A 21,129-nucleotide genomic window follows, 5' to 3' on the forward strand; every position below is an offset into this window, starting at 1 on the left:
GGGAACAAAACACATGAGTGACTTTCCGACAAAAGCCCGCGTGGTCATTATCGGTGGCGGTGTGGTGGGGGCCTCGTCCCTTTATCACCTGGCCAAGAAAGGCTGGACCGATTGTGTCCTGCTGGAGAAGAACGAACTGACTGCAGGCTCGACCTGGCACGCGGCGGGTAACGTTCCGACCTTCTCGACCTCTTGGGCGATCATGAACATGCAGCGGTACTCGACCGAGCTGTATTCGCGGCTGGGCGACGAGGTCGATTATCCGATGAACTACCACCAGACCGGGTCAATCCGTCTGGCGCATTCGAAAGAGCGGGTTCAGGAATTCGAACGCGCAATGGCGATGGGACGCTATCAAGGCATCCCGATGGAAATGTGGACCCCGGAAGAAGCTAAAGAGCGTTATCCCTTCCTGGAAACCCATGATCTCGAGGGCGTTCTTTTTGATCCGTCGGATGGTGATATCGATCCGGCTCAGTTGACTCAGGCGCTTGCGAAAGGCGCTCGGGACATGGGGCAGAAAATCCTGCGCTTCACCCCGGCAACGGGCGTGACGCAGCATGATGACGGTACATGGACCGTACAGACCGAAAAAGGCGATATTGCCTGTGACTATGTTGTGAACGCAGCCGGGTATTATGCCCAGCGCGTGGGCGAGTGGTTCAAACCCTTCGGAGGTCGTACCGTTCCTGCGATGGTCATGAGCCACCAGTACCTGTTGACGGACGAGATCCCCGAGATCGAAGCATGGACCAAGGAAAGCGGTGCCAAGCTGCCTCTGCTGCGAGATGTGGACGTATCCTATTACCTGCGGCAGGAGAAGCATGGCTTCAACCTTGGTCCTTATGAGCCCAACTGCAAGGGCCACTGGATGACGGAAGACGACCCCATGCCCGAGGATTTCAGCTTCCAGCTGTGGAATGATGACCTGGATCGGATCGAAGACATCATGACCGACGCGATGGAGCGGGTTCCGCTGATGGCGACCTCGGGTGTTGGTCGTGTCATCAACGGGCCGATCCCCTATGCACCGGATGGGTTGCCGCTGATTGGCCCGATGCCCGGTGTGAAAAACGCGTTTGAGGCACACACATTTACATTCGGCATCGCGCAGGGCGGTGGTGCAGGCAAGGTGCTGGCAGAGTGGATTGTCGAAGGCGCAACCGAATGGGATATGTGGGCCGTCGATCCGCGCCGCTACACCGATTACACTGATCAGGACTACTGCAATCAGAAGGGTCTGGAGGTTTACGGCAACGAATACGCCATGCATTTCCCCCACCACGAATGGCCTGCTGCGCGTGACAAGAAGCTGTCGCCGGTACATGACAAGGTCAAAGCGCTGGGCGGTGTGATGGGTGCCTACAACGGATGGGAGCGGGCCAACTGGTTCGCGAAGCCGGGCGATGACACCTCGCTTGAGGCGACCCATACCTGGGGCCGTTCCGGCCCGTGGGAGCAGCGGATCAAAGAAGAATGCGAGGCCGTGCGAGACCATTGTGGCGTACTGGATTTGCCAGGTTTCTCGCGCTTCATGGTCAATGGAGAAGGTGCCGCCGAGGCGTTGCGCGGCCTCGCAACCGGTGGATTGCCCAAGGTCGGCCGGATGAACCTCATCTACGTCTCCGACGACCGTGGTCGTATTCTGACCGAGATGTCCTGCATCCGTCTGGGAGAAGACGAGTTCGTGATGATCACCGCGGCGACTGCGCAATGGCACGACCGCGATATTCTGATGAACGCGTTGCCTGCCACTGTGTCGATTACGGATGTCACAACCACGCGCGACACGCTGATCGTCACTGGTCCGAAATCGCGTGAGATCCTGTCGAGTATGAGCGATGCTGATCTGACCTCCGGATGGCTGACCCACCAGTCCGCCACCGTCGCGGGGCAGCCTGCCTACCTGATCCGCGTTTCCTTCGCCGGTGAGCTGGGTTGGGAAGTGCATGCGCTGAACGAGCATATGCCTGCGATCTATGATGCGATCATCGAGGCGGGTGCCAAGCCGTTTGGGATGTATGCGCTGAACTCGCTGCGGATCGAAAAAGGGTATCGCGCTTGGAAAGGCGATCTGTCGACCGACTACTCGCTGCTCGAAGGCGGGTTGGAGCGGTTTGTGAAGCTGGACAAACCACAGGACTTCCCCGGAAAAGCGGCGATCCTGAACGAAAAACAGCAGGGTGTGAAGAAATCATTCGTCACCCTGACTGTTGATGCGGGAGATTGCGACGCGCCATATATGTCCTGCATCTGGCAAGGCGATGAGATCGTAGGTGAGACCACTTCGGGCGCATGGGGATACCGTGTTGGCAAATCCATCGCGCTGGGCATGATCAAGGCCGATCTTGCGAACCCCGGTACTGAACTTGAGGTCGAAATCTACGGTCAAAAGTTCCGTGCTGTGGTAGAGCAGGATCAACCGCTCTGGGATCCCGAGAACGAGCGGTTGCGCGCTTAACCTCTTGCGGAGACAGCCATGAGCAAACGATACGCCAAACTGGGGCCTGGTGAGGGCCCCAGCTATGACTGGGAAAATGACCATACCTACGTGAAGGTGTCAGGTCAGGACACAGATGGCGCATACACGCTTATGGAAGACAATCTGAAGGCCAGTTTTGCGCTTGGTCTTCATTGTCACGACACCCACGCCGAAACCTTCTATTTTCTGGAAGGTCAGGTTGATTTCTATGTCGATGGTGATTGGCATCGATGTGGACAGGGCACCACGATGCACGTGCCGCCCGGAGTGCCGCATGCCTGTCGTGTGGCGGGTGATACGCCAGCCAAAATGCTCATGATCTTTCAGCCTTCGGGGTTTGATGGGTTCCTTGCCGAACTTGCAAAGATGAGCGAAACCGACTTTGCCGACGAGGCCAAGATGGCCGATCTCAACGCGCGGTATGACATCGTTCCCATGGGCCCTGTCCCACTGCATCCGGATGATGAGGTCTGAGATGGCCGTTCCAAAATCCATGTCTGGCGTCTACTTGACTGGTCACGGTGGACCCGAAGCGTTGGAGTGGCGCGAAGATATTCCAGTGCCCGAGCCCGGTCTGGGCCAGGTGCTTGTTCGCGTCGCCGCGGCGGGTGTGAACAACACGGATATCAACACCCGAGTTGGTTGGTACGCGTCCGAGGTGACGGGGGCCACGGACACCGTAGATCAGGACGTCGAATCCGGTGGGTGGGGCGGTGCCTTGCACTTCCCCCGCATTCAAGGTGGGGATCTGTGCGGTATTGTCGAGGCTGTGGGTGACGGGGTTCATTTCAGCCTGGGCCAACGCGTGACCTGCCCGATCAACTTGCCGCGCCCGCGCCCGGGAAATCCTCAGGGGTTCATCGCGCTTGGGTCCGAGATCGACGGCGCCTTTGCGCAATACTGTCTGGTTGAGGCGGATGATCTGTACGACGTCAGCACCTCGCCTCTGTCGGATGTTGAAATTGCAGCCATTCCCTGCGCCTTTGGCACCGCCGAGAACCTGCTGACCCGCGCAGGTGTGACGGCAGGACAAAAGGTATTGATCACCGGTGCGTCAGGTGGTGTTGGTCTGGCCGCTGTGCAACTCGCAGCACTGCGCGGGGCCACGGTCTGGGGCGTAACAGGTGCCGCGAAAGCCGAGGTCGTCAAATCCCAAGGGGCAAAAGCTACGATTGACCGTGATGAATCGCCGCCGCAGGATATGTTCGACGCAGTGATCGATGTGGTGGGCGGCCTCGCTTGGGCATCGCTGATCCTGGCCTTGAAACCCGGCGGGCATTACGCCGTGTCAGGCGCAATCGCAGGCCCAATTGTTCAGGCCGATCTGCGGGACATCTACTTGCGCGACATCACGATTCATGGGTGTACACATCAGACCCCCGAAGTCTTTGGCCGCCTTGTGGAATTGATGAATGTGGGACGGATCAAACCGCTGATCTCGCGAACTTATCCGCTGCGTGAGATCGCCTTGGCGCAGGCTGATTTTCAATCCAAGGCCTTTCCGGGCAAACTGGTCCTTGTGCCTTAAGGAGCGATGGCATGGCAGATATTACCCTTTTGGACGGCTCGATTGGGCAGGAACTGGTCAAGCGCAGTGGTGATGCGCCAACGGCGCTTTGGTCAACCCGGGTCATGATCGATCGCCCCGAACTGGTGCGCGAAGTTCATGCAGAGTACTTTCGGCGCGGGGCGACGATTGCAACGACCAACACTTATGCAGTTCACCGGTCCCGACTGCGGTTCGAAAACATCGAAGATCAGTTGGAAACTCTTATCAACATCGCGCTGTCGCAGGCTCAGGCCGCTTGTGAAGGGACGAAGAATCGTGTTGCGGGATCACTGGGGCCATTGCTGGCCTCATACAGACCTGACCTACAGCCAGACCCGAGCGAGGCCGCCCAAAAATTTGGTGAATTGGTCAGTTTGATGGCGGATAAGGTAGATCTGTTCCTAATTGAAACGGTTTCTTCAGTGCTCGAAGCCGAAGGTGCGCTACGCGGCACAACCGGGTCTGAAAAACCGGTGTGGCTGGCCCTGTCGGTCAATGACGATGAAGGAAGCTTTCTCAGGTCCGGTGAACCCTTGGCGGACATAGCTACATTGGTCGAAGAGTATTCACCGGATGCTGTGCTGATCAATTGTTCGCGCCCCGAGGCGATCCCGGCAGCATTGGACATCCTGTCGGGCATGTCCTTGCCATTTGGGGCCTATGCCAATGGGTTCACACATATCTCGGACGGGTTCCTCGAAGATGCGCCTACGGTGGACACTTTGGAACAACGACATGACCTTGGTCCGGATGCCTATGCGGATCATGTCATGCGATGGGTCGATCAGGGGGCCACGATCGTCGGCGGATGCTGCGAAATAGGCCCAGATCACATCGAAACGCTGGCCAACCGATTGCGGACGGCCGGACACAGTATCGTCTGAGAACGCTGATGGCAGCAGAGTCGAAACAGAGCGATTCACAACAGACCTTCTGGCAGTTCGACATTATCGTCGCGCCGGGTTTTGTGTTGTTGGAACTCGCCTCGCTTGTGGATGTTCTGCGGGTGGCTAACCGCGTCTGTGCTTCACCGCCTTTCACCTACACGTATCGGTCACTGCGCGGTGGCGATGTGGCCAGCAGCAGTGACGCCGTAGTTTCGACAACAAAACTGCCACCGCAACCCAAGGCCGATTATCTCTTTGTCATTGGCAACTCCGACCCGGATCAACCTGACCTTTCGCTTGGCCGTATCGTTTCGGATTACACGTATCGCGGTGCACAGGTCTTTCTTCTGTCTGAAGCTGCCAGTCGTTACATAGACGAAAACGGCACCGAACATCTGGCGACCCATTGGGAAAACGCCTCTTTCCTACGCGAACGAGGTGCCCGGTTCGAGGCTAAACTCTCAATCGCCACGGAAAACGGGCCGGTGGTTACATGTGCCGGAATGGGGGCCACAGCCGACATCGCATTGGCCGTCATCGGGCGGCATATTTCAGGACCGACGAAAATGACGGTCGCGGATATCATGCTGCATGAGCAGATTCGCGATTTCTCATCCATGCAGCCATTTTCAGGGGCAAAGACCACGGCCACCGGCGACGCCAAGCTGGATCAATGCATTAAGCTGATGCAAGAGAATATCGAAGACCCCCTGCCTATTCGGCAGATTGTCGAGGATCTGAGCCTGTCGAATCGATCGCTGGAGCGTAAGTTCAAATCCTTTTTCGCCACCACACCCAACGGGTTCTATCGCGAAATGCGTCTGGCCAAGGCCAATAATCTTCTGATGAACACCACGATGAGCGTGCGTGAGATCGGTATGGCCTGCGGTTTCCCCAACGGATTTTCGTCTGTTTACAAAAGCTTCTTCGGTGTCACGCCCTTTGTCATGAGGCGGGAAAAACGCCAGGCCGCACAAAGATGATTTTCCCGGATACCGTGACGCTTTTAGTGCATTTGTTGTCGATCCCCCGTGGCATTCTGGCCAGAATCAAACACTAGCGGAGTCGTCACAATGGTTGATCTTCCCAGCAAGGCCCGAGTGGTCATCATCGGCGGCGGCGTCATCGGATGCTCGGTCGCTTATCACCTGACCAAGAAGGGCTGGAAGGATGTCGTGCTGCTGGAACGCAAACAGCTGACCAGTGGTACCACCTGGCACGCGGCAGGCCTTATTGCGCAGCTGCGTGCCACCGCAAACATGACCAAGCTGGCGAAATACAGCCAGGAACTTTATGGCTCGCTGGAAGAAGAAACCGGCGTTGCCACGGGCTTCAAGCGCTGCGGGTCAATCACCGTGGCCTTGACCGAAGAGCGCAAGGAAGAGATCTATCGTCAGGCCGCGATGGCGCGGGCCTTTGGTGTCGAGGTCGAAGAAATCTCGAATGAGCGCGTGCAGGAACTGTACCCACACATCAATCTCGAAGACGTCAAGGGGGCTGTTTATCTACCATTGGACGGGCAAGGTGATCCGGCCAATATTGCACTGGCCTTGGCCAAAGGCGCGCGTCAGCGCGGCGCTGTAGTGAAAGAGCGGGTGAAGGTCACCGACATCGTCAAACAGGGCCGGGCGGTCACTGGTGTGGACTGGGTCGCCGATGATGGCAGCGCCTCGGGCCACATCGAATGCGACATGGTGGTGAACTGCGCGGGTATGTGGGGGCACGAAGTTGGCCGGATGGCCGGTGTGAATGTACCGCTTCATGCGTGTGAACACTTCTATATCGTGACCGAGAACATCGACGGTCTGACCCAGCTGCCAGTGCTGCGTGTGCCTGACGAGTGCGCCTACTACAAGGAAGATGCAGGTAAAATCCTGCTAGGCGCGTTCGAACCTAACGCGAAACCCTGGGCAACGAATGGTATCCCTGACACGTTCGAGTTCGATCAGCTGCCCGAAGATTTCGACCATTTTGAGCCGATCCTTGAAGCCGCTTGCGAACGGATGCCAATGCTGGCCGAGGCGGGTATCCACACCTTCTTCAACGGTCCTGAAAGCTTCACGCCCGATGATGCGTACCATCTGGGTCTGGCGCCCGAGATGGACAATGTCTGGATTGCCGCCGGGTTCAACTCGATTGGCATCCAATCTGCCGGTGGCGCGGGAATGGCGCTGGCTGAATGGATGGACGCGGGCGAGAAGCCCTTTGACCTTGGCGACGTGGACGTCAGCCGAATGCAACCGTTCCAGGGCAACAAGAAGTACCTGTTCGAGCGCTCGAAAGAGACTCTGGGTCTGCTCTATGCGGACCATTACCCTTATCGCCAGAAAGCCACCGCGCGTGGTATTCGCCGGACGCCGTTCCATCATCACCTGCTGGAACAGGGCGCCGTTATGGGCGAACTGGCCGGTTGGGAACGCGCCAACTGGTTTGCGAATGACGGTCAGGAGCGCGAATACCAGTACAGCTGGAAACGCCAGAACTGGTTCGAGAATTCGGCTGCCGAACACATGGCGGTACGCGAAAATGTGGGCATGTATGACATGTCTTCCTTTGGCAAAATCCGTGTCGAAGGCCCGGATGCCGAGAGATTCATGAACTATATCGGCGGCGGCGACTACTCGGTGCCCAATGGCAAGATCGTCTACACGCAGTTTCTAAACCGCACAGGTGGGATTGAGGCGGACGTCACCGTGACCCGACTGACCGAAACCTCTTATCTGGTGGTAACCCCGGCGGCGACCCGTCTGGCGGATCAGACCTGGATGCAGCGCCATGCAGGTAATTTCAACGTGGTCATCACCGACGTGACCGCCGGCGAAGGCGTCCTGGCCATCATGGGTCCGAATGCGCGCGCGCTGATGGAAAAAGTCTCACCCAACGATTTCACGAACGCGACCAATCCGTTCGGCACAGCACAGGAGATCGAGATTGGCATGGGCCTCGCACGTGCTCACCGTGTCACCTATGTAGGCGAGCTTGGATGGGAGATCTATGTCTCTTCGGATATGGCGGGCCACGTCTTCGAAACCCTGCATGACGCCGGGCAGGACATGGGTCTGAAGCTCTGTGGTATGCACATGATGGACAGCTGCCGGATCGAAAAGGGCTTCCGCCATTTTGGTCACGATATTACCTGCGAAGATCACGTTGTCGACGCTGGCCTGGGCTTTGCTGTCAAGGTGGACAAAGGCAGCGATTTCATTGGGCGCGAGGCCGTGATCGCACGGAAAGAGAGCGGCCCCAAAAATCGTCTGGTGCAGTTCCGCCTGACGGAGTCCGAACCGCTGTTGTTCCACAATGAACCGATTGTCCGCGACGGTGAGTATGTCGGCTATCTAAGTTCCGGCAACTATGGCCACACTCTCGGTGGTGCTATTGGTTTAGGCTATGTGCCCTGCGAAGGAGAGAAAGCCGCGGACGTCCTGGCTTCGAGCTACGAGATCGACGTTTGTGGCGTGAAAGTCAAAGCCGAAGCGTCGCTGAAGCCGATGTATGATCCAAAATCAGAACGGGTTAAGGTCTAAATCAGAGGGTAGAGGGCTCTGCCCCCGCTACCCGTTTCGGGTGCCCCCACAGGGATTTTTAGAGCCAGATGGAGCAGGGGATCCTCTCTTCATCTGGCTAAAAATATCCCGGAGCGCGAGGCAGAGCCTCGCATTTCCGTTTGAAAGCCTTGATGCGGTCGGACAACTCATCGAAAACTGTTATGTGACACATCACTGTTTTCAGAGTTTCCAAACACTTTGGTTCTGCCGTAAACGGAACCGGTATCAACCGGAGACCTGACGTGGCCTACACGCCTTTACCATCTCAGAGCACGGACACGCCGAAAGGTCTTGCGCTGGCTGTCACAGCCTATGTCCTGTGGGGCTTTCTGCCACTATACATGAAAGCGCTGGATCATTTGGGACCGATCGAGGTTGTGGCGCATCGTATTATCTGGTCAGTGCCCGTGGCCGGGCTTTTGCTGGTCGTATTAGGCCGAACCCGAGATTTAAAGGCCGCTTTGGGCAATCCGAAAATGCTGGGCATGGCTGCTGTGACAGCTGCGCTTATATCCGTGAACTGGGCGATTTACGTCTGGGCCATCTCCACGGGTCACGCACTGGATGCAGCGCTGGGATATTACATCAACCCTCTGTTCAGTATCGCGCTGGGGGCGATCTTGTTAAGGGAGCCCCTGACGCGGACGCAACTGTTCGCGGTCGGGTTAGCCGCACTGGGTGTGGTGGTACTTGTGGTGGAGGCCGGCCGGTTGCCTTGGGCGGCTCTTGGACTGATGGTCAGTTGGGGGTTCTATGCGTTTTTCAAACGTTCGCTGCCAATTGGACCCAATCAGGGCTTTCTGCTTGAGGTCCTGATCCTTTTGATTCCAGCCCTCGTCTATGTCACCTTTCTGGGTGTGCAGGGCACGGGGCATTTCGGTGTGGGGATGTCAGATACCCTATTGCTGTCCTGTGCCGGTGTTGTGACGGCTGTGCCCCTGCTGGTCTATGCGAACGGTGCCAAACTGGTGCGGCTGTCCACGATGGGTATCCTGCAATACATTGCGCCGACCATGATTTTCATCACGGCAATCACTTTGTTTGGCGAAAAGATCGACACCGGCCGGATGATTGCCTTCCCTCTGATCTGGGCGGCTTTGATTGTCTACTCGATCCCGATGATCCGGCAGGCGCGGGCTTAGGCCTGACGCAACAGCTGCGCTGCGGCTTCCGCCCAAAGGGCGTAGGCGCGTGGGCTGGGATGATAGCCGTCTGGGGCAGCAAGGGCAGGGTCGTCCGGCAGATCGAGTTTCAGATGCCTGACATGGGGGTGGGCAAACACAACCTGCTGCAACGCCTGATCCAGCCTGGCAGCCTGACGGCCAAGGACCCACGCCAATGGATAAGGTAAGGCTGGGAACCTGTTCATCTGTGGAACGCCGGTGACGACAATGCGCCGTGCTTTCAGATCTTTGGAAAGAGCAGTGATCAGCTGTGTTTGGCGCTTTGCAAACTGCCGGGATGTTACGGCACGGGTCACATCATTGACGCCCAAAGCCGTGACAACCGCGTCGAATTCGCCTTGCACGCCTTTCAAGCGATCGAGCGTGTCCTGTGTCGTATGCCCCGTGGTCGCTTCCAATCGCCACTCAACCGAGTAATGCTTGGCCAGCTGGTCAACCAAGTGCCCGGACAGAGCCTGCGCTTGGGTTCCGGCCCCAACCCCCGCAGCCGAACTGTCGCCGCAGATGAGCAGCCGCAGGCGCGGGCCGCGGCCGGATCGGCCTGTTCGCGGACCCGTCGGTTCGGGCAACATCTGAGCGTTTCGGCGCACTGCAAGGCCCTGTGCCGCCAGAACCGGCAGCAAGGGAATGCGCAGGACCTGATCGGCTGCAATCAAGCCGCGCATGGTCAGCTTAAGGCATCTTTGAATTTGAGAAACCGCGCATCGGTCATCACGCGCGCCATCATCGCCTCTCGCAAGGCGCCGACCGTTTTATAGGGCCGCATGGCGACTTCGAAGGTTTGGATCAAGCCGTCGTCGTTCAGCGTGATCAGGTCCACGCCGATCCCGTCAAGATCGCCGACCTTGCACTGGAATTCCAGCGCCCAGTCTTTTCCTTCGCCCATGATGCGGCGATAGCGGAAGTCCGAGAAGACCTGCCCGACATGTCCAAGAACGGCTGCCACCGGCGTGCGACCTGTCCAGGTGCTGTAGTAGGTTGGCGGCAGGAACCGGACATCCTCGGCCAGCAGCGCTTGGATCAGGGATTCATCGCCTTTAGCGACAACCTCTTGCATTCGGTCTATGGTCGGGTGCATGTCGTTTCCTCCTGTGCGGAAGGTCTCTGAACATCGCGCCACAGGCAAGGGCGACGTTGCGGGAGGGAGCGAGCTGCGATAGGCAGGCCCGCATGAGCGAGACCTATGATCCCCCTAGAACCCCGCTGGATGTGTTGCATGAAGACGCCCAGTTGATTGTGGTGTACAAACCGTCTGGCCTGCTTTCGGTGCCGGGGCGTGGCCCGCATCTGGCGGATTGTCTTCTGACACGGGTGCAGGCGGCGTTTCCTCAGGCACTGCTGGTGCACCGGCTGGACCGGGATACATCCGGTGTCATGGTTTTTGCCCAAACGCCCCATGCACAGCGAAACCTGAGTATGCAGTTCGAGCAGCGGCAGACGCGCAAAACCTATATTGCTGGTGTCTGGGGGCGGCTGGAACCCAAGACCGGCACAATTGACCTGCCTTTGATTGTGGACTGGCCCAACCGGCCCAGACAAATGGTCTGCCACGACACGGGAAAGCCCGCGATCACCGATTGGCGTGTTGTGAAATATGAAGGCGACACAACGCGCGTGCGCCTGTTTCCCAAGACAGGCCGGTCCCATCAATTGCGCGTTCACATGCAGGCGTTGGGTCATCCGATTCTGGGCGACCCGTTTTACGCAACCGGTGCTGCCGCGGATTTCCCCAGGTTGATGCTGCATTCGGAAGAACTGCGCCTGAAACACCCAGAAGGCGGCGTTTCGATGAAATTCCGTGCTCGGGTGGAGTTCTGAGGAAATCGCGTCGGGATTGGCGGCTAATTGCCGATCTCACCCGATTGTTGCTTGAGCCCCAGCGCCTTGGCCGTGATATACTGAGAAAAACCAAACTCACCCGACAAACGGGTGTCGGAGCAGAAGGTGATATCATGACGATTTCCAAGTTTATTCTGGCCACGGGGCTGAGTTCAGCCCTTGTTTTGTCGGCTTGCACGGATCCGGGCACGTTGTCGGTGCAGGGCGACCCGAACCAGAACGCTAAACAGGGTGCCGTTTTGGGCGGTCTTGTTGGAGCTGGCGTCGGGGCGATCGCTAACAACTCGAATCCTGGCCTTGGGGCGCTGGCGGGGGCTGCAATTGGCGCAGCCGGTGGTGGCCTGATCGGCAACCAGCTGGACAAACAGGCGGCTGAGCTGCGTCAGCAATTGGCAAATGACGGGATCACCATCGTGAATGCGGGCGATCGTCTGATTGTGACGGTCCCCAATGATATTACCTTTGATACCGACAGCTCGACCGTGCGCCCAGCGCTGCGATCCGATTTGGTGAAAGTGGGTCAGAACTTGGTCAATTACCCGAACTCGAACGTGCAGATCATTGGTCACACGGACAGCGACGGGGACGCGACCTATAATCTGGGCTTGTCCCAGCGTCGCGCTAATGCAGTGGCGGACGTCCTGCAGGCCAATGGTGTCAGCTATAATCGCATCACAACAATTGGTCAGGGCGAAAACAATCCTGTCGCCTCGAACCTGACACCGGAGGGCAAGGCGCAAAACCGTCGGGTCGAGATCGTTGTCGTACCCAGCGGAAACACGTAACGCAGATTAAGTTTGATGCACGGGGTCGCCATCGGCGGCCCCGTTTGCGCATTGACTGCGCGTCAAATGGGGTTTGGAACAGGTCAAACTCAGGCTAGGTTCCCGAAAACACAGAAACGGAGCTACCCTAGATGTCTCAACTCACCCTCGTTGGTTTGTCCGGATCCCTTCGTCAGGAGGCGACCAATCGCAAGCTTTTGCGTGAAGCGGCCCGCTTGTTTGATCCGACCCACTTTGTCGAAGCAGACCTGAACTTGCCGCTTTATGACGGAGATCTGGAAGAGGGCGAGGGGATTCCGGCAGCGGTACAGTCTCTGGCAGATCAAATCGCCCAGGCTGATGCGGTTGTTATCTCGACGCCGGAATACAATAAGGGACCGTCGGGTGTTCTGAAGAACGCGCTGGACTGGGTCAGCCGAACTCAGGGCAATCCTTGGGCCGACAAACCGGTGGCGGTTATGTCGGCGGCAGCAGGTCGCGCAGGGGGTGAGCGGGCGCAGATGATCCTGCGCGCGTTTATGGTGCCCTTTCAGCCGCGCATTCTGCAGGGGCCTGAAATTCATCTGGCAGACACCTCGAACGAGTTCGACGAACACGGCAAACTGGTCTCTGACCGGTATGAAAAGTCATTGCATAAACTGATGCAGAAACTTCGGGCCGAGGCCGGTTTCTGAAACAGGGCCAAAAATATGAAAGAAGAGCGTCAGACGGATATCATGGACCCCGCCCGCGCCGCTGCATTTCAAGCTGCGCTGGGTTCCGAGCCGACGATTGCCGGTGGTTCAGTCTTGCCGCCCTTCTTCCATCAGCTCTATTTCTGGTCACCGCAACCGCCTGCCGCGTTGGGGCGGGATGGGCATCCCAAGGTTGGTGGTCTGATCCCGGATATGGGATTGCCGCGTAGAATGTGGGCCGGAGGGCGGTTGGAGTTTCATGTGCCTTTGGTCGCGGGATTCGACGCGGACAAGAAATCGGTTCTGGAGAGTCATAACTCCAAAGTGGGGCGGTCCGGTCCGTTGGGTTTTGTCACTTTGCGACACGAGATCTGGCAGGAGGGGCTGCTGTGCCTGACCGAATGGCAGGACCTGGTCTATCGTGAAGATCCCGTGCCGGATGCAACAAGTTCGCAGCCACCGATCGCGCGGGGGGATGAAACGGATCTGCGCGAGGTTAGGTTCGATTCAACTCTGTTGTTTCGATACTCGGCACTGACCTTCAACGGTCATCGCATCCACTATGATCTGGATTATGCGCGGGATGTGGAAGGATATGACGGGCTGGTCGTGCATGGACCACTATTGGCGCAACTTCTCATGCTGTTTGCGGTTGATCTGAACGGTCCGCTTACGTCTTTCTATTTCCGTGCCACCTCACCACTTATGCACTTCGAGACCGCCCAGTTGTGCCGCAACGGAGAGGACATGTGGGTACGTGGTCCCGATGGTCGACAGTGTATGCAAGCCGTTGCCATGTCACAGTGAAGCGTCGGGTCGGAAATCATCGGGAATAGAATCCCGGCCTTCCAGCATCAGCTCCGCCATAACCTCGGCTATTTTGGGTGCCATGCCAAACCCGATCTTGAAACCGCCATTTGCGATGAACTGCCCTTGATGCAATGGATGCGCCCCCAACATTGGCGCGCGGCTTTTGCTGCGCGGGCGGACACCTGCCCAGCGTTCCATTACCTCGGCCCCATGCAACAGAGGCAGGGCGCGTGTGGCGCGGTCGATCACATCGTCCAGGGCGCTGTCCGTGCTGGTCGGTTCGTCATACTCACGTTCCGAGGTTGACCCAATTGCCAGTGTCCCGTCCGCATGGGGTACGATGTGTATCGCGTCGGCAAAGAGCTGTGGAACCTCTCCGGCGTCGAAGCGCAGCAGGGCGGCTTGCCCTTTGACGCCGCTTCCAACGGTCTTGCCGTACACGTCATTCAGTTCCTGTAGACCCGCCAGGCCCGTGGCGTGGACAACCTGCCCTAAGTCATCGGCTTCGCTGATCACGTGGATGCCCATAACTTCAAGGGCTGCAACAAGCGCGGCGCAGGCTCGTCGGGGATGCATCCGCGCCGTCAGGGTATCCCGGATGACAAATCCGGTGGGGCTGGGCGGGCACCATGCACCAGCCTGCGCGGCGCTGATCACGCGCCATTCGGCCAACCCCTGCCAAAGTTCATCTGCCGTGCCCTCACGCTGGCGCGCCAGGTCCAGGCTGCGGGTATCCGCGATGGGCTGAAGGCGACCCAGACGACCATAGCCGGGGGAAACGCCGCCGGTTTCTTCGACCTGCCGCCAGAAAGACTCGGCCATGATCAGGCTTTCGAACTGAAAGGCTTTCTTGGCGTTCCAGTTTTCAGGGACATGCGGGGCCAACGCGCCGACCAGACCGCCGCTGGAGCCGGTTCCCGGCCCGAACGGATCGATAACCTGCACTTTTGCGCCGCGCCGAGCACAGGCCCAGGCAATGGACAGGCCAAAAACTCCTGCACCGCGAACCGTCACGTCGACCATTGCCAATTTCCTTTTCCTTGTTCAGTGTCGCGCCGCTTAGCTACAGGATTCCCAGATGGCAGACCAGCGTGCCAAATTGACGTGGACCGAGGATCAGATACCGGTCTCGGATCGTTTCGACGATCCCTATTATTCGTTGCAGAACGGGCTGGAAGAAACACGCCATGTGTTTCTGGCGGGCAACGATTTACCCGCGCGATTCACGCCCGGATTTCACATTGCCGAACTGGGTTTTGGCACCGGCCTGAATCTGCTGACCGTTTGGTCTGAATGGGAAAAATCAGGCCAGACCGGACCCTTGCGGTTTACCAGTTTCGAAGCATTTCCCATGGCTGCGGAAGACATGCGGCATGCGCTTGCAACCTTTCCCGAATTGCATCTCTGGAGCAGCCGTTTTCTGACGCATTGGACGGGCCGCGAATGCAAGCTTGAAACCCTCCAGTTTGAGGTGATCATCGGAGATGCGCGCGTCACCCTACCGAATTGGGCTGCGGCGGCGGATGCTTGGTTCCTTGACGGGTTTTCGCCTGCCAAGAACCCTGAATTGTGGGGCGCAGACCTGATGCAGGAGGTGGCAATCCACACCGTCACAGGGGGTACGGCAGCCACCTATACGGCCGCAGGCTTTGTGCGGCGGGGGCTGGAGGATGCCGGTTTCAACGTTACCCGTACGCCCGGTTATGGCCGCAAGCGGCATATGACACGGGCACACAAAGCATGACACAGAAAAACCATGTAGGCGCGGGCATCACATTGATGGTGGGTGCGACAATTGTCTTTGCGTTGCAGGACGGCCTTTCTCGTCACTTGGCCGGGACCTACAACACCTACATGGTGGTTATGATCCGTTATTGGTTTTTTGCCGCGTTTGTCATCGCACTGGCCGCGCGCTCGCCGGGCGGGTTGAGGGCGGCCATGCAGACAAATCAGTTGGGTCTGCAGATCACCCGGGGTGTGCTGCTGGCCGCCGAGATTTGCGTCGCGGTCTTTAGCTTCACCATACTTGGGTTGATCGATAGTATGGCCATCTTCATCTGCTATCCGCTGCTTGTCGCAGCACTCAGCGGGCCCGTTCTGGGTGAACAGGTCGGATGGCGGCGGTGGAGCGCGATCGCGGCGGGCTGCATCGGCGTTCTGATCATCTTACAACCGGGTGTCGGCGTTTTTGATCCATGGGCGATCATTCCCCTAATTTCGGCTCTGATGTTTGCGATCTACGCTTTGTTGACACGTTATGTCGCCCGTGAGGACAGCGCGGCCACCAGCTTTTTCTGGACTGGCGTCGCAGGCGCAGTCGCAATTACCCTGGTCGGTATGTGGTTCTGGGAGCCGATGGCTTCCGACGATTGGCTGTGGATGGGGCTGCTTTGTGTCAGCGGAGTTTCCGGGCACTGGTTGCTGATCAAATGTTACGAGATGGCTGAGGCCAGCGCGGTGCAGCCCTTTGCCTATTTCCATCTGGTCTGGAGTGCGATTCTGGGGATCTCGGTCTTTGGGGAATCGCTGCGCCCAGAAGTTGTTGCGGGCGCAGCGATTGTTGTGGCCGCAGGGTTGTTCACCCTATGGCGCGAACGCCGCCAGCGATGATCCGACCAGTTCTTGTGAGAACGGGATCGGAAGCGGGGGCTGCCCCAAGCGGGCCCGGTAGACCGGCAGGCTTTCGGTCACGCGCATCACGTAGTTGCGGGTTTCAGTAAACGGAATCGTCTCGATCCAGTCGACGATATCAATCTCACCCGCGCGGGGGTCGCCAAAACGCTCCATCCACGAGATCGGGCGCCTTGGTCCTGCGTTGTACCCGGCGGCCATCATCACCACGTTCCCGTTGAAATCGGCCGCCAATCCTGAAAGATAATTGGCCCCCAGTTTGGCGTTGTACTGCCAATCCGTGGTCAATCGTCCTGTCTGGTGACCACTAAGGAGGCCCAGCTCACCCGCTACCAGCTTGGCCGTCGCGGGCATCACCTGCATCAGACCACGCGCACCCGCACCGCTGACAACCACCGGATCAAACTCGCTTTCACGTCGCGCAATGGCCAGCGTCATTTCCTTTGCCATGGGCAAACGAATATCGGCTACCGGATGCACCGGGTAATAAGCTGCGGGCAACACGGTGCCCGTAGTTGCCGCCCGCTTGGCGATCATCACGGCCAGATGCGGCTGTTTCAGCTCGATGACCAGATCACCAAGTTGATTGGCTTGAACCTGATCAAGACTTTCGACCAGATGGGTCAGGAACCTCTCGGACAGGTTGGCCTCTCCGGCTTTCAGCAGCAACAGCCCCGCTTCCAGAACGCTGGAATCGGCGAACTCTGCCTGTCGCCAATGCGGTGCGCGCCGCGGATTGGCCAGCTCTGCATCAAACGGCCTCCCAATCCGTTCCGCAGCCAACAAGCCGTAGAATGAGGTTTGATAGTCGGCCCCCATAGCGTAGGCGTCGTAAGCTTTGTCTGCGTCGCCCATCGCTGCGTAAGCCCGCCCAAGCCAGTAACCGCCACGCCCTTTTGAGATTGGCGATTTGACCGCGTCAGAGAAACTCTGGAAATGTCGCACAGCCGTGGCCGGATCATTCAGCTTGCGCAGCGCCAGAAACCCGGCCAGCCATTCCAGATCGGCATAGCCATAACCCATTTCGGGTGTCATGTGGTGATTGGCGGCCACGTCGTATGCGCGTGCCGATCGTCCCGACCGCATCTCAAGCCGTGCCAGACGGCGGCGTCCTTCGGCCCACTTGTCAGGCTCGCCCAATGCATCCGGCCCGGTCGAACGCGCCAGCATCAGGTCAATGGCGCTGTCATCCAGTTCCTTCTTGTCCCGCCAGACAAAACGGTCAAAGGCAAGCCCGGGCGCATCCGCCAAGGATTTCGGAACTGCCGCCACTTTGCCGTCCACGCCGGGCTGGCGTTTCTGTAACGCGATCCGTGCCTCGGCCAGCTTGCGCTGGTCTGCACTGACCAGAGACAACATCTGTCCGGCGCTGACCAGATGACCATCCCATAGCATCCGGTCCAGCCGTGCCGCGTGATGCGGTTTCAACAGCTTTGCGAAGTTTTCCAGATACGTCTTCTGCAACCCTGAACCCATCGGCATGGTCCGCCACGCGGTGACGATATCCGCTTCGGCGTCTCCGATACGTCCCTTTGCTTTCAGAGCGATTGCATAATTCAACGCCCCTTCAGCAGTCTGAGGGGACATTTCGGCATAGAATTTCAGAACCCTGTCAGGATCGGCTCCGGTAAAGGCCGGCTCGCTTTTGCGGCGCAACCATGCCAGACCGGGCCAGTCGGGGCGGCGTTCGAGAAACACCAGTACATCGCCCGAGCTGCCGAACCCTTCGCGCAGCCAGTGCCAAACGATGATATCGCGCGATACAGATCCGCGTTGGCCAGATACGCGCAGTGCGGCGTTCCAGTCGCCCTTACGCATTTCATAAAGCCCGGCACGCAAATCACCTGCGGCATCCGCCCGCGCAAGCTGCGGTGCCGTTACTGAGTACAGAATCGCGGCAATCAACAATGCCAGAAAGCGTGTCATCCCTTGCATTTCCCAACCAACCGAGGATAGAGCCTGTGAAGATAAACCCTGCGTCGCCGGGATCAACTCACAAAGCTGGAAACGTGAGGGACCGAGGCGCAAAAACCGCAAAATGCACCTTAAAGGAGCGTGTCATGTTCAAAGGCTCAATGCCAGCCCTCGTCACCCCGTTCAACAACGGCGAGTTGGACTTGAAGACGCTCAAACATCTTGTGGATTGGCAGATTGCAGAAGGCTCGACCGGGCTGGTGCCGGTGGGTACCACAGGCGAAAGCCCCACGCTCAGCCATGACGAGCATGAAACGGTGATCGAAGAGGTCGTGAAAACTGCCGCAGGCCGCGTGCCGGTCATCGCCGGTGCCGGTTCGAACAATACGGTCGAAGCCATTCGGTTCGTGCAGTTCGCCCAAAAGGTCGGCGCGGACGCAGCGCTGGTCGTTACCCCCTATTACAACAAGCCGACCCAAAACGGCCTGATTGCGCATTTTCAGGCCCTGCACGAAGCTGCAGATATTCCGATCATCATCTACAACATCCCTGGACGGTCCGTTGTCGACATGACACCGGCCACTATGGGTGAGCTGTCAAAGCTGCCGCGCATTGTTGGTGTCAAAGATGCAACGGGTGATCTGGCCCGCGTCAGCCAGCAACGCGCGACCTGTGGCGCAGATTTCTGCCAGCTGTCCGGTGAAGATGCGACCGCGCTTGGTTTCAATGCCCATGGCGGTGTTGGCTGTATCTCGGTCACTGCAAACGTCGCTCCCAAGCTCTGCGCCGAGTTTCAACAGGCCACGCTGGCTGGAGACTATTCAAAAGCGCTGGACTATCAGGACAAGTTGATGCCGCTGCACGAAGCCATCTTCATTGAACCGGGTCTTGTCGGCGCCAAATACGCGCTCAGCAAACTGGGCCTCTGCAGCACCGAGGTCCGTTCACCGTTGACCGAGCTTGAGGACAGCACTAAGGCCGGAATTGAGGCTGCAATGGCCCATGCCGGCCTGATCTGACACGTATTTCAGAATACAACAAAGGGCGGCCTCAAATCCTGAGCGCCGCCCTTTTCATTTCGGATCCAGACTTCATCTGGCTAAAAATATCTCGGGGGAGTCGCGGCTTGCCGCGGCGGGGGCAGAGCCCCCTCAGCGTTTACCGTAGTAAAGCCCAACGACATGTTCAGCCTGTGCAAAAAACAACCAGCGCGACGTTGCCACGCCCGCCAGATGCGATGCCACGGCCAGCAATGCGAAGAGGTGATTGAATGGTAAAACCAGCAGTAACACCGGCAGCACAAAGGCCAGAACAAACGAGATGACACGCAGTTTCTCTGCGTGTTTGCGACCGACCACGTGAACAAATTCCCGCAGCAGATAGTTGGTGCCGGTATGCGGTGGTTCAAAGGCGCGGACAGACCCGCGCACGCCAAGCCCGGTTGCGGTGCCCAGATCGGTTCCAGAGGAGGCAAACGCCTGATCCCCTTTACGCCAATACAGCATCTGGACAAGCGCCGCGATCAACAGCAGCGGAATAGCAACGCTTGTTTGACCGGCCAGCAATGCACCACCCGCCAAGCTGAAGCTAAGGAACATCGCCGGGGTCAGGTTCATGTTCCAGCGCGGGATGGTTTTGAGCTGCGTGTAGATCATTGATGTGGTGAACACGGTTGCCAGCGAGAACAGCGCGCCTATCCAGCCCAGCAGGCTCCAATTCTGATCAAGAAACACCAGGCCAATCGCGTAGAGCCCCATGATGATCAGCGCCAGAACAGCGCACCAGCCTTCGCGGCTGAGCCAGCTGGTCTTCCATTGGATAAAGGCTTTCCAGGCGCGCTCCGGGTGCCCCAGGTGGAACGTGGACGCCATCAGCCCGCCGACTGCTAACGCGTAGGCGATGGCAAAGAAGGCAAAGGCCATCCAGCCCGAGACAGCCGGAAACCCAAGGCCAAGAAAGACCAACAGGCCAAAACCCAGCCCGGACAAAGTGGTGAAAATAATGACTGAGGGTGCGGGATGCATCAGAGTTTCTCCAACGTCTTGTCGAGCCAGCTGAGGAAGCCCTTTGGTTCTTCAGCAACAGGTGCCAGAAGGGGGGCCAAAATGTCGATCTGGTCCTCCACCGTGTCCTTGGGGCGCGGCGGCAGGTATTTGTTAACGGGTTTGGTGCCCATTTCGGGCATCAGATCCACACCGCCCCGATCTGCAACCAGCTTGCTGACATCGCTGTCAGGATCGCCCAGATCGCCAAAGTGCCGGGCACCTGCGGGGCAGGTGCGTACACACGAGGGGACACGATCCACCTCTGGCAGGTTTTCGTTATAGATTCGGTCAACGCAGAGCGTACATTTTTTCATGACGCCTTCGGCCTGATCCAGTTCGCGCGCGCCATAGGGGCACGACCAAGCACAGAGGCCGCAACCGATGCAGTCGCTTTCGTTAACCAGAACGATGCCATCTTCCACACGTTTATAGCTGGCGCCGGTCGGGCAGACGGTGACGCAAGGCGCGTCTTCACAATGCAGGCAGGATTTGGGGAAGTGGATCAGCTGAGCATGACCTTCGGCAGGCTGCACTTCGTAAGAATGCACTCGGTTCAGGAACGTGCCCGACGGGTTACCGCCGTAAGCGTCCTGATCTGAAAGGGGCGCGCCGTAGTTTTCAGTGTTCCAGCCTTTGCACGAGATCACGCAGGCGTGGCAGCCTACGCAGGTGTCCAGGTCGATGACCAGACCCATCTTGCGCTCGGTGGATTGAGGTAGCTGGGTCATGTCATTGAACCTCTGCTTGCAATGCCGGGGAGGGGGCCAGCCCCCTATTGAGC

General features: G+C 58.2%; 20 protein-coding genes. 14 read left to right on the forward strand and 6 right to left on the reverse strand.

The annotated features are described in order from the left end of the window. Positions 1 to 13 precede the first annotated feature (13 nt). From AC2FLD_RS14425 to rarD, 7 genes are all read left to right on the forward strand, one after another. Positions 14 to 2,461, forward strand: coding sequence for a GcvT family protein (locus AC2FLD_RS14425; protein ID WP_050604953.1), 2,448 nt, complete (start codon positions 14 to 16; stop codon positions 2,459 to 2,461). Between the two features lie 18 nt (positions 2,462 to 2,479). Beyond that, positions 2,480 to 2,956 (forward strand): cupin domain-containing protein, encoded by a 477-nt coding sequence (locus tag AC2FLD_RS14430; protein WP_496670045.1) that lies wholly within the window; start codon positions 2,480 to 2,482, stop codon positions 2,954 to 2,956. Position 2,957: 1 nt separating this feature from the next. Then, positions 2,958 to 4,010 (forward strand): alcohol dehydrogenase family protein, encoded by a 1,053-nt coding sequence (locus AC2FLD_RS14435; protein ID WP_496670044.1) that lies wholly within the window; start codon positions 2,958 to 2,960, stop codon positions 4,008 to 4,010. Between the two features lie 11 nt (positions 4,011 to 4,021). Beyond that, on the forward strand, positions 4,022 to 4,915 hold the full coding sequence (locus tag AC2FLD_RS14440; protein ID WP_496670043.1) for a homocysteine S-methyltransferase family protein: 894 nt from the start codon (positions 4,022 to 4,024) through the stop codon (positions 4,913 to 4,915). An 8-nt stretch (positions 4,916 to 4,923) separates the two neighbouring features. Then, positions 4,924 to 5,901, forward strand: a complete 978-nt coding sequence (locus AC2FLD_RS14445) for a GlxA family transcriptional regulator (protein WP_496670042.1) — start codon at positions 4,924 to 4,926, stop codon at positions 5,899 to 5,901. 90 nt (positions 5,902 to 5,991) lie between these two features. Beyond that, positions 5,992 to 8,445 (forward strand): GcvT family protein, encoded by a 2,454-nt coding sequence (locus AC2FLD_RS14450; protein ID WP_496670041.1) that lies wholly within the window; start codon positions 5,992 to 5,994, stop codon positions 8,443 to 8,445. 263 nt (positions 8,446 to 8,708) lie between these two features. Beyond that, entirely contained in the window at positions 8,709 to 9,608 is a 900-nt protein-coding gene (gene rarD / locus AC2FLD_RS14455) for an EamA family transporter RarD (RefSeq protein ID WP_496670040.1), read from the forward strand. On the opposite strand, the gene AC2FLD_RS14460 is transcribed toward rarD, so the two are convergent. Continuing rightward, on the reverse strand, positions 9,605 to 10,315 hold the full coding sequence (locus tag AC2FLD_RS14460; protein WP_496670039.1) for an SGNH/GDSL hydrolase family protein: 711 nt from the start codon (positions 10,313 to 10,315) through the stop codon (positions 9,605 to 9,607). The two genes, rarD and AC2FLD_RS14460, sit on opposite strands and share 4 nt — an antisense overlap. A gap of 2 nt (positions 10,316 to 10,317) precedes the next feature. Then, on the reverse strand, positions 10,318 to 10,728 hold the full coding sequence (locus AC2FLD_RS14465; RefSeq protein ID WP_496670038.1) for a nuclear transport factor 2 family protein: 411 nt from the start codon (positions 10,726 to 10,728) through the stop codon (positions 10,318 to 10,320). A gap of 92 nt (positions 10,729 to 10,820) precedes the next feature. Here AC2FLD_RS14465 and AC2FLD_RS14470 point away from each other — a divergent pair, with 92 nt between their 5' ends. The 4 genes from AC2FLD_RS14470 to AC2FLD_RS14485 all read left to right on the forward strand — a co-directional run bounded on the left by AC2FLD_RS14470 (position 10,821) and on the right by AC2FLD_RS14485 (position 13,755). Further along, positions 10,821 to 11,468, forward strand: a complete 648-nt coding sequence (locus AC2FLD_RS14470) for an RluA family pseudouridine synthase (protein WP_496670037.1) — start codon at positions 10,821 to 10,823, stop codon at positions 11,466 to 11,468. Between the two features lie 134 nt (positions 11,469 to 11,602). After that, positions 11,603 to 12,274 carry a YiaD family glycine zipper/OmpA-like lipoprotein gene (locus AC2FLD_RS14475; protein ID WP_496670036.1) on the forward strand — a complete coding sequence of 224 codons (672 nt, stop codon included), beginning with the start codon at positions 11,603 to 11,605 and terminating at the stop codon, positions 12,272 to 12,274. Positions 12,275 to 12,405: 131 nt separating this feature from the next. Continuing rightward, a complete protein-coding gene (locus AC2FLD_RS14480; protein ID WP_050604964.1) occupies positions 12,406 to 12,948 on the forward strand; it encodes an NADPH-dependent FMN reductase in 543 nt (180 codons plus the stop codon). 15 nt (positions 12,949 to 12,963) lie between these two features. After that, a complete protein-coding gene (locus tag AC2FLD_RS14485) occupies positions 12,964 to 13,755 on the forward strand; it encodes an HTD2 family dehydratase (RefSeq protein ID WP_496670035.1) in 792 nt (263 codons plus the stop codon). Here the strand turns inward: AC2FLD_RS14485 and AC2FLD_RS14490 are convergent. Further along, complete coding sequence (locus AC2FLD_RS14490; protein WP_496670034.1) at positions 13,747 to 14,781, reverse strand: NAD(P)/FAD-dependent oxidoreductase; 1,035 nt, start codon at positions 14,779 to 14,781, stop codon at positions 13,747 to 13,749. The two genes, AC2FLD_RS14485 and AC2FLD_RS14490, sit on opposite strands and share 9 nt — an antisense overlap. Positions 14,782 to 14,836: 55 nt before the next feature. On the opposite strand from AC2FLD_RS14490, the gene mnmC2 reads away from it, so the two are divergent. Together mnmC2 and AC2FLD_RS14500 are read left to right on the forward strand one after the other, a co-directional pair. Beyond that, complete coding sequence (gene mnmC2, locus AC2FLD_RS14495) at positions 14,837 to 15,502, forward strand: tRNA (5-methylaminomethyl-2-thiouridine)(34)-methyltransferase MnmC2 (RefSeq protein WP_496670033.1); 666 nt, start codon at positions 14,837 to 14,839, stop codon at positions 15,500 to 15,502. Continuing rightward, positions 15,499 to 16,368, forward strand: coding sequence for a DMT family transporter (locus AC2FLD_RS14500; protein WP_496670032.1), 870 nt, complete (start codon positions 15,499 to 15,501; stop codon positions 16,366 to 16,368). The genes mnmC2 and AC2FLD_RS14500 overlap by 4 nt, the downstream gene beginning before the upstream one ends. Here AC2FLD_RS14500 and AC2FLD_RS14505 read toward each other — a convergent pair. Beyond that, a complete protein-coding gene (locus AC2FLD_RS14505; RefSeq protein WP_496670031.1) occupies positions 16,342 to 18,315 on the reverse strand; it encodes a lytic transglycosylase domain-containing protein in 1,974 nt (657 codons plus the stop codon). The two genes, AC2FLD_RS14500 and AC2FLD_RS14505, sit on opposite strands and share 27 nt — an antisense overlap. 134 nt (positions 18,316 to 18,449) lie before the next feature. On the opposite strand from AC2FLD_RS14505, the gene dapA reads away from it, so the two are divergent. After that, positions 18,450 to 19,322 carry a 4-hydroxy-tetrahydrodipicolinate synthase gene (dapA, locus tag AC2FLD_RS14510; RefSeq protein WP_496670030.1) on the forward strand — a complete coding sequence of 291 codons (873 nt, stop codon included), beginning with the start codon at positions 18,450 to 18,452 and terminating at the stop codon, positions 19,320 to 19,322. A gap of 132 nt (positions 19,323 to 19,454) precedes the next feature. On the opposite strand, the gene AC2FLD_RS14515 is transcribed toward dapA, so the two are convergent. Together AC2FLD_RS14515 and AC2FLD_RS14520 are read right to left on the reverse strand one after the other, a co-directional pair. Next, positions 19,455 to 20,327, reverse strand: a complete 873-nt coding sequence (locus tag AC2FLD_RS14515) for a dimethyl sulfoxide reductase anchor subunit family protein (protein WP_496670029.1) — start codon at positions 20,325 to 20,327, stop codon at positions 19,455 to 19,457. Then, positions 20,327 to 21,076: a 4Fe-4S dicluster domain-containing protein gene (locus AC2FLD_RS14520; RefSeq protein ID WP_496670028.1), complete on the reverse strand. Its 750-nt coding sequence runs from the start codon at positions 21,074 to 21,076 to the stop codon at positions 20,327 to 20,329. Before AC2FLD_RS14520 ends, AC2FLD_RS14515 begins: the two co-directional genes overlap by 1 nt. Between the last annotated feature and the right edge of the window lie 53 nt (positions 21,077 to 21,129).

The sequence above is a fragment of the Ruegeria sp. CDSA021 genome, from assembly GCF_059612325.1.

Coding starts and splice junctions, on each gene's coding strand:
- AC2FLD_RS14425 (WP_050604953.1), top strand. CDS start 14: ATGAGTGACTTTCCGACAAAAGCCCGCGTGGTCATTATCGGTGGCGGT.
- AC2FLD_RS14430 (WP_496670045.1), top strand. CDS start 2,480: ATGAGCAAACGATACGCCAAACTGGGGCCTGGTGAGGGCCCCAGCTAT.
- AC2FLD_RS14435 (WP_496670044.1), top strand. CDS start 2,958: ATGGCCGTTCCAAAATCCATGTCTGGCGTCTACTTGACTGGTCACGGT.
- AC2FLD_RS14440 (WP_496670043.1), top strand. CDS start 4,022: ATGGCAGATATTACCCTTTTGGACGGCTCGATTGGGCAGGAACTGGTC.
- AC2FLD_RS14445 (WP_496670042.1), top strand. CDS start 4,924: ATGGCAGCAGAGTCGAAACAGAGCGATTCACAACAGACCTTCTGGCAG.
- AC2FLD_RS14450 (WP_496670041.1), top strand. CDS start 5,992: ATGGTTGATCTTCCCAGCAAGGCCCGAGTGGTCATCATCGGCGGCGGC.
- AC2FLD_RS14460 (WP_496670039.1), bottom strand. CDS start 10,315: ATGCGCGGCTTGATTGCAGCCGATCAGGTCCTGCGCATTCCCTTGCTG.
- AC2FLD_RS14465 (WP_496670038.1), bottom strand. CDS start 10,728: ATGCACCCGACCATAGACCGAATGCAAGAGGTTGTCGCTAAAGGCGAT.
- AC2FLD_RS14470 (WP_496670037.1), top strand. CDS start 10,821: ATGAGCGAGACCTATGATCCCCCTAGAACCCCGCTGGATGTGTTGCAT.
- AC2FLD_RS14475 (WP_496670036.1), top strand. CDS start 11,603: ATGACGATTTCCAAGTTTATTCTGGCCACGGGGCTGAGTTCAGCCCTT.
- AC2FLD_RS14480 (WP_050604964.1), top strand. CDS start 12,406: ATGTCTCAACTCACCCTCGTTGGTTTGTCCGGATCCCTTCGTCAGGAG.
- AC2FLD_RS14485 (WP_496670035.1), top strand. CDS start 12,964: ATGAAAGAAGAGCGTCAGACGGATATCATGGACCCCGCCCGCGCCGCT.
- AC2FLD_RS14490 (WP_496670034.1), bottom strand. CDS start 14,781: ATGGTCGACGTGACGGTTCGCGGTGCAGGAGTTTTTGGCCTGTCCATT.
- mnmC2 (WP_496670033.1), top strand. CDS start 14,837: ATGGCAGACCAGCGTGCCAAATTGACGTGGACCGAGGATCAGATACCG.
- AC2FLD_RS14500 (WP_496670032.1), top strand. CDS start 15,499: ATGACACAGAAAAACCATGTAGGCGCGGGCATCACATTGATGGTGGGT.
- AC2FLD_RS14505 (WP_496670031.1), bottom strand. CDS start 18,315: ATGACACGCTTTCTGGCATTGTTGATTGCCGCGATTCTGTACTCAGTA.
- dapA (WP_496670030.1), top strand. CDS start 18,450: ATGTTCAAAGGCTCAATGCCAGCCCTCGTCACCCCGTTCAACAACGGC.
- AC2FLD_RS14515 (WP_496670029.1), bottom strand. CDS start 20,327: ATGCATCCCGCACCCTCAGTCATTATTTTCACCACTTTGTCCGGGCTG.
- AC2FLD_RS14520 (WP_496670028.1), bottom strand. CDS start 21,076: ATGACCCAGCTACCTCAATCCACCGAGCGCAAGATGGGTCTGGTCATC.